The 10,495-nt window shown below is 73.2% G+C and carries 9 protein-coding genes and 1 pseudogene; 3 read left to right on the forward strand and 7 right to left on the reverse strand.

The genetic code is table 11. From position 1 onward, the window contains the following. Positions 1–183 precede the first annotated feature (183 nt). The 7 genes from mshD to TR48_RS30350 form a co-directional block, all read right to left on the reverse strand. Entirely contained in the window at positions 184–1,020 is an 837-nt protein-coding gene (mshD, locus tag TR48_RS30320; RefSeq protein ID WP_236652402.1) for a mycothiol synthase, read from the reverse strand. Between the two features lie 77 nt (positions 1,021–1,097). Then, positions 1,098–2,306, reverse strand: a complete 1,209-nt coding sequence (locus tag TR48_RS30325; protein WP_042373336.1) for an MFS transporter — start codon at positions 2,304–2,306, stop codon at positions 1,098–1,100. 43 nt (positions 2,307–2,349) lie between these two features. Then, positions 2,350–3,726, reverse strand: a complete 1,377-nt coding sequence (locus tag TR48_RS30330; protein WP_236652403.1) for a sensor histidine kinase — start codon at positions 3,724–3,726, stop codon at positions 2,350–2,352. A 44-nt stretch (positions 3,727–3,770) separates the two neighbouring features. Continuing rightward, positions 3,771–4,493, reverse strand: a complete 723-nt coding sequence (locus TR48_RS30335; protein WP_042373339.1) for a response regulator transcription factor — start codon at positions 4,491–4,493, stop codon at positions 3,771–3,773. A gap of 69 nt (positions 4,494–4,562) precedes the next feature. Continuing rightward, positions 4,563–5,777, reverse strand: a complete 1,215-nt coding sequence (locus tag TR48_RS30340; protein ID WP_052443179.1) for a S1C family serine protease — start codon at positions 5,775–5,777, stop codon at positions 4,563–4,565. A 224-nt stretch (positions 5,778–6,001) separates the two neighbouring features. Continuing rightward, positions 6,002–7,033 (reverse strand): LacI family DNA-binding transcriptional regulator, encoded by a 1,032-nt coding sequence (locus TR48_RS30345; RefSeq protein ID WP_042373344.1) that lies wholly within the window; start codon positions 7,031–7,033, stop codon positions 6,002–6,004. 126 nt (positions 7,034–7,159) lie between these two features. Further along, positions 7,160–7,915, reverse strand: a complete 756-nt coding sequence (locus TR48_RS30350; RefSeq protein WP_042373346.1) for a response regulator transcription factor — start codon at positions 7,913–7,915, stop codon at positions 7,160–7,162. Positions 7,916–8,128: 213 nt separating this feature from the next. On the opposite strand from TR48_RS30350, the gene TR48_RS30355 reads away from it, so the two are divergent. The 3 genes and pseudogenes from TR48_RS30355 to TR48_RS30365 all read left to right on the forward strand — a co-directional run. Then, positions 8,129–8,998 (forward strand): alpha/beta hydrolase, encoded by an 870-nt coding sequence (locus tag TR48_RS30355; RefSeq protein ID WP_063771095.1) that lies wholly within the window; start codon positions 8,129–8,131, stop codon positions 8,996–8,998. Between the two features lie 47 nt (positions 8,999–9,045). Beyond that, on the forward strand, positions 9,046–9,327 hold the full coding sequence (locus TR48_RS30360) for a MoaD/ThiS family protein (protein ID WP_174501754.1): 282 nt from the start codon (positions 9,046–9,048) through the stop codon (positions 9,325–9,327). Between the two features lie 8 nt (positions 9,328–9,335). Continuing rightward, positions 9,336–10,495, forward strand: a pseudogene (locus tag TR48_RS30365) (hypothetical protein); the annotation flags it as partial.

Raw genomic sequence — 10,495 nt, forward strand, 5'->3', positions numbered from 1 at the left:
CCTCCTGCACGGCGTCATCCGCCCGCCGCCGCGGTGACGGGACGGATCGCATTTCGTGATCTTTGCAACGGCATTTGAACTCAAGGTAAATACAGCGTGGCCTGCAGGAAAGCTGAGGCGGTCGCCTGTGCTTCGTCTGCAGGCCTCTTGACGCCGGAATGGCCGACGTGGCGCCCGCAGGGCTCAGCCGCGCACGGCGAACATCAGGTCCACCTCGTGCACCGTGAACCCCGCCTTCTGGTATACCCGCAGCGCGGCCGGGTTATCGGCGTCGACGTAGAGCATCACGGTCGGCAGGCCACGCCGTTGGGCCAGATGGTGGACCCCGATCGCGGTCAGCGCCTTGCCGAGCCCGCTGCCCTGCTCGGTCGGGCTCACCCCGACCACGTAGACCTCGCCGAGCCCTCCCTCGACCTTCGTCCAGTGGAAGCCGACGAGCTCGCCGCCGCGTTCGGCCAGGAAGAAGCCCTCCGGGTCGAACCACGCCTGCGCCTCGCGCTCCTCGATGTCGCGTCGGGTCCAGGAGCCCTGCTCCGGGTGGTGCGCGAAGGCCGCGGCGTTCACCTTCAGCCACGCCTCCTCGTCCCGCCCCGGGTCGAAGGTCCGCACGGTGACTCCGTCGGGCAGCGGCGGGACCTCGGGCGCGGGCCCGGTCCGGCGCAGCTGCCGCAGCTCGCGGACCAGCTCCAGGCCGAACTCCGCCGCGAGCCGCGTCGCGCCCGGGTGGCCGCCGTGCGCCCACACCCTGCGGGCCCCGCTGTTCAGCGTCCGGCGCAGCAGCCCCCGCCCGTTCCCCTCGCGCCGCCGCGCCGGGTCGATCACGAGCTCGGCGGTCCACTCGGCGTCGATCTGCGCGTACCCGAGGAGCACCCCGTGCTCGTCCCTGCTGGTCAGGTGGTTCACGTCCGCCCGCCCACTGCGCAGGGCCAGCCTCCCCTGCTCCGAGACGGCCTGCCGCCCGTCCGCCTCCGCCGCGCGCTCCAGCAGCGCGGCGATCTCCTCACGCTCCGCAGTGTCCATACGTTCGACCATAGGGGAGTTGAACGTGTGCGACAGACCGCGTGCCCCGCCCGTCGGCTCCTTTCCGAGGCTGTCTGCTAGCGGCGGGGCAGCACGGCGATCGAGACGAGGGCGCAGACGGCGGCGACGGCGAAGGCCGGGCTGAAGCCGGAGGCGGTGATCAGGGCGCCGACGACCGGCGGGCACAGCGACGCGGTCAGGTTCTGTCCGGTGTTCTGCACGGCCAGCGCGCGTCCCGCCCACCGCGGGCCGGCCCGCTCCGCGACGGAGGTGAAGGACAGCCCGTTGGTGCTCGCGGAGAGCCCGCACAGGACGACCAGCAGGACCACTCCCGCCACGCTGTCGCCCGCCACGGCCAAGCCCCCGCCCAGGACGCCGACGGCCGCAGCCAGCCACCGCATCGGCTTCAGCCGGCTGCCCACCGCGTCCGACCAGCGTCCGGCGGCGATCCGGCACGCCGCCGCCAGCGCCTGGCCGCAGGCCATCAGTTGTCCGGCCGCGACCGCGGGCCAGTGGCGCACGTCGGTCAGGTAGACCAGCCCGAACGCGCCGACGGTGAATTGCGGCCAGACCATCAGCGCGCTCGCGCCGTGGATCCGCCACAGGGCGGCACCCCGGTAGGGGCTCGCCGTCCGTGCGCCGTCGGCCGCTCCGGCGGCCTTCGCCGCGGGCCGCGGCGGGTCCACGACGAACAGCGCGGTCAGCACCGCCATCACCCCGGACAGCACGGCGACGAACAGCACCGCCCCGTGCAGGCCGTGCGCGGCCGCGATCGGCGGCATCGCCACCGCCGCGACCAGCATCCCCAGCGGCGTCGACGTCTGCCGCACGCCCATCGCCAGCCCGCGTTGCTCGGGCGGGAACCACCCCAGCACGACCCGACCGCTGGCGGCCGACACGCTCGCCCCGGCCGCGCCCGCCACGGTGAACAGCACTCCGAGCCACACCAGCCCGTGCACCAGCAGCGCCGCGCCCAGCGCGCCCGTCGCCACCCCGAGCCCGGCCGCCAGCACCCACCGCTCGCCGTACCGGTCGGTGGCCGCGCCCCACGCGTACAGCGCCAGCAGCAGCCCCACCGTCGGACACGCGACCATCACCCCGGCCTGCGCCAGCGTCAGCCCCTCCGCGCTCCGCAGCGACGGGATGAGGTACGGCATCCCGTACAGGAACGCGCACGCCGCGGTCTGCGCGGCGGTCCCGAGCGCGAGCATCGCCCAGCGCCGGGAGGTCTGCGGGGCGGTCGTGGCGGCGGGGGACGCGTGGGCCTCACGCTGACTTGAGGGCATGTCAGCATGATGGCCCAGTATTCATATGGTGGGACAGAACATTTCAGATGGTGGACGGGAGCTCCGGGGGAGGGGTCGGTGCGCCGGGGAGCTTCATGGTGGCGAGGGTGCCGGGGTGGGCGTTGGAGAGGGCGACCTCGCCGCCGCAGTCCTGCACCGTCTGCGAGACGATCGCCAGGCCGAGACCCGAGCCCGGCATCTGCCGCGCGGCGGGGGAGCGCCAGAACCGCTCGAAGACGTGGGCGAGGTCCTCCTCCGGGATGCCCGGACCGTGGTCGCGGACCGTGAGGGTGCCGAAGTGCAGGCCGAGGTCGATGGTGCCCCCGGCCGGCGAGAACTTCACCGCGTTGTCCAGCAGGTTGATGACGGCCCGTTCGAGAGCGTGCGCGTCCGCGCGCACGTACCAGGGCTCCACGGACACCGTGAACTCCAGGCCCGGCCCGCGCAGCCGCGCCCGGTCCAGCGCGCGGGCGGCGATGTCGTGCAGCGCCACGACCTCCAGCGGCCGGGCGCCGGTGGGACGCGTCGGCCGGGACAGCTCCAGCAGGTCGCCGATGAGCGTCGACAACTCGCCCATCTGCGCCTTCATGTTCCGCAGCAGCTTCTTCCTGGTCTCCTCCGGCAGCGGCCGCCCGGTGTCCTCACTGCGCACCAGCAGGTCCACGTTCGTGCGCAGCGAGGTCAGCGGCGTCCGCAGCTCGTGCCCGGCGTCGGCGATCAGCTGCGACTGCCGCTCCCGCGAGGAGGCGAGCGCGGTCGACATGGAGTTGAACGACGTGGACAGCCGCGCGATCTCGTCGTCACTCTCCCCGACGTCGATCGTCGTCCCCACCTCCTCCGTCCGCGCAATGTGCTCCACGGCGGCGGTGAGCCGGTCGACCGGCTTCAGCCCGGTGCGGGCGACGTACCAAGCCGCTATCAGCGCTCCCGCGATGACGACGAGGGCCAAGACCGTGAGGATCACCGCCAGCGTCGCCAGGGCCGAGTAGACGGGCTTGAGCGGCTGGGCGAACGAGATGGCGAGGCTGGTCGGCTGACCGTTGATCGTCACATTGCCCAGGCTCACCGTGTAGACGCGGATCGGGGTGCCCCCGTATGTCCTTCCGTCATGGATCGTCGAGTCGGCATGGGGGCCGTCGGTCCCCGATGCTGCTACGGCCAGATCCGCGTCAGTGGGCCGTACGTTGCTGTCGGAGTTCGCGCACAGCGGCCCGGCGGAGGTGATGACCGTGGTGAGGGCCTGCGAGTGGTCGAACGGATGGGGGCCGTTGCACGGATTGGGGATGGACCCGAGGGCCTTCTGCTCGGACCAGGACTGCATCAGTGTGTCGTCGACCTGCGTGCTCATCTGCTGCCGCGCCGCGAACCACGCCAGCGCGCAGCACAGCACCACGGCGACGGTGACGACGGCAGCCGTCATCGTCGCCAGCCGACCCCGGAGGGTCAGCCGGCGCCAGCGGTTCCTCATGACGCACGCAGCGCGTAACCCACACCGCGGACGGTGTGGACGAGGCGCGGGAGGCCGCCGGCCTCGGTCTTGCGGCGGAGGTACATGACGTAGACGTCGAGGGAGTTGCTGGAGGGCTCGAAGTCGAAGCCCCAGACGGCCTTGAGGATCTGTTCGCGCGTCAGGACCTGGCGCGGGTGCGCCATGAACATCTCGAGAAGCATGTACTCGGTGCGCGTCAGCTCCACCGGCTTGCCGGCGCGCGTCACCTCGCGGGTCGTGGTGTTCATCGCGAGGTCCTCGAACGTCATCACCTCGTCCGCGTCCGCCTGCGGGCCCGCCGCCGAGGCGATCGCGGAGCGGCGCAGCAGGGCCCGCACGCGGGCCAGGAGTTCGTCGAGTTCGAAGGGCTTGGCGAGGTAGTCGTCGGCTCCCACGTCGAGGCCGGTCACGCGGTCGCCGACGGCGTCGCGTGCGGTGAGCATCAGGACGGGGACGGTGTCCCCGCGGCCGCGGAGCCGGCGGACGGCCGTGAGGCCGTCCATGCGCGGCATCATGATGTCGAGCAGGACCAGGTCGGGCTGCTCCTCCGCCACCGCGTCCAGCGCTTCGAGGCCGTCCGAGGCGGTCAGCACCTCGTAGCCCTCGAAGGCCAGGCTGCTCTCCAGCGCGTCCCGCAGCGCGGGCTCGTCGTCCACGACCAGGACCCGGGCCGGCGCGTCGGACTCGGTGGCTGTCATCCCCGTTGCTCCTCGAAGCTGTGTGGTTGCTACGTCATGCTGTGAGGCAATTGTCTGCCATGAACGGCGTCAGCTGTTGATGCTCTGGCCGGACTGGAGTTGCGGGAGCACCGCCTTGGCCGCGTTGATCGGGATCGAGAAGCCGAGGCCGACGCTGCCGGCCTCCGAGCCGGAGCTGCCGCCGGAGTTGCTGCTGGAGTTGTACATCGACGCGTTGATGCCGACGACCTGGCCCTGCGAGTTCAGCAGCGGGCCGCCGCTGTTGCCGGGGTTGAGCGAGGCGTCGGTCTGGATCGCGTTGTAGGAGGCGGTCTGCGAGGAGCTGCCCTGGTAGGAGCGGTTGGAGTCGCCCTGCCAGAACGGGAGGCCGAAGCCGCCGTTGCCCTGCACCGTGCTGGGGCTGACGTCGACCTTGACCGGTCGGTTCAACGCGCTGACGATGCCGGAGGTGACCGTGCCGGTCAGGCCGTCCGGGTTGCCGATGGCCACGACCTGGTCGCCGACCGCCACCTGGCTGGAGTCGCCCAGGGAGACGGTGGGCAGACCGCTGACGCCCTCGGCCTTGATCACGGCGACGTCGAGCGACGCGTCGGTGCCGACGATGGTGCCGGTCGCGGTCTTGCCGTTGCTGAAGGAGATCTTGATGGTGCCGCCGTTGCCGTTCGCGGCGTCGGAGATCACGTGGTAGTTGGTGAGGATCTGGCCGGTCGAGGTCAGCACCATGCCGGTCCCGAGATCCTCGCTGCTGCCGCTGTTGACGGTGATCTGGACGACGGCCGGGGAGACGGCCTTGGCGATCGTGGCGACGTCGCTGGTGCCGCTGGACTTGTCGCCGGTCACCACCGCGTTGGTCGCATAGGAGGCGTGGTCGCCGGTCTTCTCGCCGATGAGGCCGCCCGCGACACCGCCCGCGAGGGCCGAGAGCACGGCGACGGCGGCGACGAGCGCGACCGGCCGCTTCATGCGGCGCTTCGGCTGCGGCTGCTCCGGCGGCGGCCAGGCGGCGCCCGCGGGGTCGACCGGCGGCTCGGCCGGAGGGCCGACCGGCGGCTGACCGAAGGACGCCTGGCCGTAGGAACCGGCCTGCGGCTGCTCGGCGCTGAAGTAGTAGCCCTGGGGCTGCTGCGGCGCCTGGGGTGCCTGGGGAGCCTGCTGCGCAGCGGAGGACGGGTGGACCGTGCCCTCGAGGGGCCGGGTCTCGTGCGCCGTCGGCTGGTAGCCGGGCAGCGGCGGCACGGACGAGGAGTACGGGTCGTCTGCGTGGTTCCGGGGCGTCTCGGTCATGGCTATACCGTCGGCCCCGCACATGAGAGGTCCCTGAGAGCACTGTCAGAACCGGGGTAGAACCCTGCGAGAGCCTTTCTCAGGCGCTGGGAGCTCGCGTGAGTAGGCCCCCCCGAGCCGCGGACGAGGCTCGAGGAGGGCACGGACGGCGGACGCCCGGACGGCCTGGCGGAGCGTCGGCGCCCGGCGGCCGCAGCTCGGCAGCCCGGCTCAACAGCCCCGGCTCAGCAGCCGCAGCTGCGCCGGATCACCAGACGGCTCGGGAACTTCCGGATGCGCGGCGTCTCCGACCCCGGCACCGCCAGCGAGTCGTCGAGCACCAGGTCGACCGCGGCCTTGGCCATCGAGTCCCGGTCCGAGGCGATCGTGGTCAGCGGGGGGTCGCAGAACGCCGCCTCCTGGATGTCGTCGAACCCGATCACCGCGAGGTCCCGCCCGACGGTGAGCCCGACCTCGCGGGCGGCGCGCAGCACGCCTATCGCCTGGTCGTCCGTGGAGCAGAACAGCGCCGTCGGGCGCTCCCCGTCCGGGGTGCCCAGCAGCTCGACGGCGACCTGGTAGGCGCCGTACCGGTCGAAGGGCGCGTCGATGAGGCGGCCCTCGGTCGAGATGCCGGCGGCCGCCATCGCCTGACGCCAGCCCTCGATGTGGTCGACGACCGGGTCGCCGGGCGCGGGCGCGTTCACGGGGCCCCCGAAGCAGGCCACGTAAGGGTGGCCGTGATGGTGCAACAGGTGCTCGACGGCCAACCGGGAACCGCCGATGTCGTCGGTGACCACGGCGATGTCGTCGGAGTTGTCCGGGCGGCGGTGCAGCAGCACCACGCGGGCGTCGCTGTGCGCGGCGAACTCCTCCTCGGCGCGCTGCGAGGGGCCCTCGGAGATCAGGATCAGTCCGGAGACGCGCATGCCCAGGAAGGCCCGCACGTAGTGGATCTCCCGGTCCCCGGTGTAGTCGGAGTTGCCGATCAGGACGATCTTGCCGCGTTCCGACGCGGCGCGTTCGACCGCGTGCGCGAGCTCGGCGAAGAACGGCTGGCGCGCGTCGGGCACCACCATGCCGATCAGGTTGGTCCGCCGGCTGGCCATCGCCTGGGCGACGCTGTTGGGGCGGTAGCCGAGCTCGGCTATGGCTGCGAGGACGCGTTCGCGCGTCGCGGGGGCGACGGGACGCGGTCCGTTGTTGATGACGTAGCTGACGACCGCGGTCGACGTCCCCGCCAGTCGGGCCACATCGTCGCGGGTCACCTTGGGCATGGGCGGATTCTACTTGCAGGACGGCATGTCCGGACCAGAGGGCGGAAGCCGCCCTCGGTCCACGAACCGACTGTGGGATGGCTGTGCGCGGTGGCCGCGCACAGCACGGTGGCCCGGGACAGGGCGTCAGACCTCGAGCTCGACGTCGGCCTCGGCCGTCGCGGCCTCCCGCCCGGACTGCCCCGACTGACCCGAGCGGCCCTTGTCGGACTTGTCCGGGACCACGAAGCGGTAGCCGACGTTGCGGACGGTGCCGATCAGCTGCTCGTGCTCCGGCCCGAGCTTGGCGCGCAGGCGGCGGACGTGGACGTCGACCGTCCGGGTACCGCCGAAGTAGTCGTAGCCCCAGACCTCCTGCAGCAGCTGGGCGCGGGTGAAGACCCGGCCCGGGTGCTGCGCGAGGTACTTGATGAGCTCGAACTCCTTGAAGGTCAGGTCCAGCACCCGGCCCTTGAGCTTGGCACTGTAGGTGGCCTCGTCGACGGAGAGATCGCCGTTGCGGATCTCCATCGGGCTCTCGTCGGCGACGACGGACTGGCGTCCGATCGCGAGGCGCAGCCGCGCCTCGACCTCGGCCGGGCCGGCGGTGTCCAGCAGGACGTCGTCGACGCCCCATTCGGCGGTCACGGCGGCCAGGCCGCCCTCGGTGACCACCAGCAGCACGGGAGCGCCCGGCCCGGTCGAGCGCAGGAGCTGGCACAGGCCGCGGATGTGCGGCAGATCACGGCGCCCGTCGACGAGGATGACATCGGCGCTGGGGGTGTCGACGAGGGCGGAGCCCTCGGCGGGCGCGACGCGGACGTTGTGCAGCAGCAGCCCGAGGGCGGGCAGCACCTCCGCCGACGGCTGGAGGGCGTTGGTCAGCAGCAGCAGCGAACTCATACCCGGTTAGTCCCCTTTCCGGGTGGGCCGGTGGCGTTCGGTACCCCGACGGCGCACGTCGTCGGGCGCAGCCGGTAACGTCCGGCTCTCGCACGAACGTCCGTATCTCGCGTTCACAAAGCACAAAAGGACCCGGGGGCGACACTGCCCGGATCCCTCTTGACTAGGAGAATAGCCCACATGGACGCTCCAGCGAAGAGTGCTGTCCGTCTCATGGACACCTCCCGTTCCTGGCGCTATCCCGCGCAGGCGCAGCTGATCACGGCGGACGGCGTCACTCTCCACGCCGAGTATCTCCCGCCGGGTGACGGCGCGCCGGACGACGTGGTCGTCGTCCTGGCGCACGGATTCACGGGGGCGGTGGAACGCCCCGCGCTACGGCGCGCGGCGCGGGTCTTCGCGCGGTACGGCGGCGTCGTCACGTTCTCCTTCCGCGGCCACGGACGCTCCGGCGGCCGGTCGACGGTCGGCGACCGGGAGGTCCTGGACCTGGACGCGGCCGTCGCCTGGGCGCGGTCGCTGGGCTTCGGGCGCGTCGTCACGGTGGGCTTCTCGATGGGCGGCGCCGTGGCCGTCCGGCACGCGGCGCTGTGCGGCGGCGTCGCCGCGACCGCGGCGGTGAGCGCGCCGGCCCGCTGGTACTACCAGGGCACGGTGCCGATGCGACGGCTGCACTGGATCGTGATGAAGCCGCTCGGAAGGGTCGTCGGCCGCCTCGGGCTGAAGACGCGGATCGACCCCGAGGAGTGGACGGAGATGCCGCTGCCGCCGGTCGAGGCGGCCGCGCGGATCACCGTCCCGCTGCTCGTCGTCCACGGCGACGCGGATCCCTACTTCCCGCTGGACCATCCGCGGTCGCTGGCCCGGGCGGCGTCGGCGTCCTCGCCGAAACCCGAGCTGTGGATCGAGCCGGGCTTCGGCCACGCGGAGAACGCCGCGCCGGAGCGGCTGCTGGAGCGCGTCGCGCGGTGGGTGACGTCCGCGCACGAGGAGGCGTACGAGGAGGAGCCCGAGGAGGAGCCCGAGGAGGAGCCCGAGGAGGCGTACGAGGAGGAGCCCCGAGAGGCCGCGGAAGGGCGCTGACCTGCCGCGCGTGACGGTTGCGCGGGTGATTGGCGATGATGGCCCGCATGCAAGGTGCGACGGAGACAGTCAAGAACGGCGTGATCCGCTACTGGGCGGCCGCGAAGGCCGAGGCGGGCACGGCCGAGGAGCCCTACGCGGCGGCGACGCTCGCGGAGGCGCTGGACGCCGCGCGTGCCCGCCACGCCGAGCGCCCGCGCTTCGCGCAGGTGCTCGCGCACTGCTCGTTCCTCGTCGACGGCGCGCAGGTCGGCAGCCGCGACCACGCCGCGGTCCCCCTCACCGAGGGCGGCACGGTCGAGGTCCTCCCCCCGTTCGCGGGAGGATGAGCGACGCGATGAGCGACTACCAGCAGAACTATTCGGGCTTCCCGATCGACCCGGCCGAGGGCGACCAGGAACGCACCGCCTACCTGCCTCCGATGCCGCCGGCCGCAGCGCCGGCCCCGCAGCCGTACCCCGCGGGTCCGTCCGCCGCGGAGACCGCCCTGCTGCCCCCCGTCCAGGACCCGTCGAGCGCGGCCCCCTCTCGCTTCGGGCACATCGAGGCGAAGTACGGCACCACCGAGCTGCCGCAGCTCCCCGACCCGTCGGCGGCCCCGCAGGCCCAGTCGCCGGCCGACCCGTCGGGCGAGCCGTCGGGTCAGCCCTCCGCCTGGCCCGAGGGCTGGGAGCGCCCCGCCGCGCCTCCGCCCACCTGGACCCCGGCGCCCGCGCCGCAGCCGCACCAGCCGCCCGGGCACGCCCCGCTGGGCGAGCCCTTCCCGCCCCAGTGGCAGCCACAACCGCACTCCGCGCCGGGCCTCGCCGACGGCTATCCGCCGCAGGGCGCCTCCCCATCCGGCCACCAGGGCTACCCCCCGCACCAGCCGCCGATCGCCGCCCCGGTCCAGCCCGCTTTCGGCGGCTCCATCCCGCCGGAGGCCTACAGCGCCGGTCAGCCGCCGCTGGGTGCTCCCGTGGCCGGAGCGCCGGGGCAGCCCGGGGGCCCGCAGGGGCCGTTCCCGGGTGGGCCCGCGCAGTCGATGGGCCCCGGTGGGCAGGCTCACGGCGCGATGCGGCCGGAGGGCCAGGTCGCTGGTCAGCCGCCGCTCGGCGGTCCCGTGGCGGGTTCTCCAGGGCAGGCCGGCGGGCCGCACGGCCAGTTCCCGGGTGGGCCCGCGCAGCCGATGGGCGCCGGCGGGCAGACCCAGGCGCCGCAGGCCGGTTTCGGGGGCTCGATGCCGCCGGAGGCCTACAGCGCTGGTCAGTCGCCGTTCGGGGGGCCCGTGGCGGGTGCTCCGGGGCAGCCCGGTGGGCCGCAGGGCCAGTTCCCGAGTGCTCACGGTCCGATGCGGCCCGAGGGCCACGTCGCTGGTCAGCCGCCGCTCGGTGTTCCCGTGGCCGGAGCGCCGGGGCAGCCCGGCGGCCCGCAGGGGCCGTTCCAGGGTGGGCACGGGCCGGAGGCCGGTGGGGGTGGGTCGCTGCGGGAGGCGTTCGCGTCGGCGCAGCCCACCGG

The organism is Streptacidiphilus neutrinimicus (genome assembly GCF_000787815.1).
In the GTDB taxonomy this organism is placed as follows: domain Bacteria; phylum Actinomycetota; class Actinomycetes; order Streptomycetales; family Streptomycetaceae; genus Streptacidiphilus; species Streptacidiphilus neutrinimicus.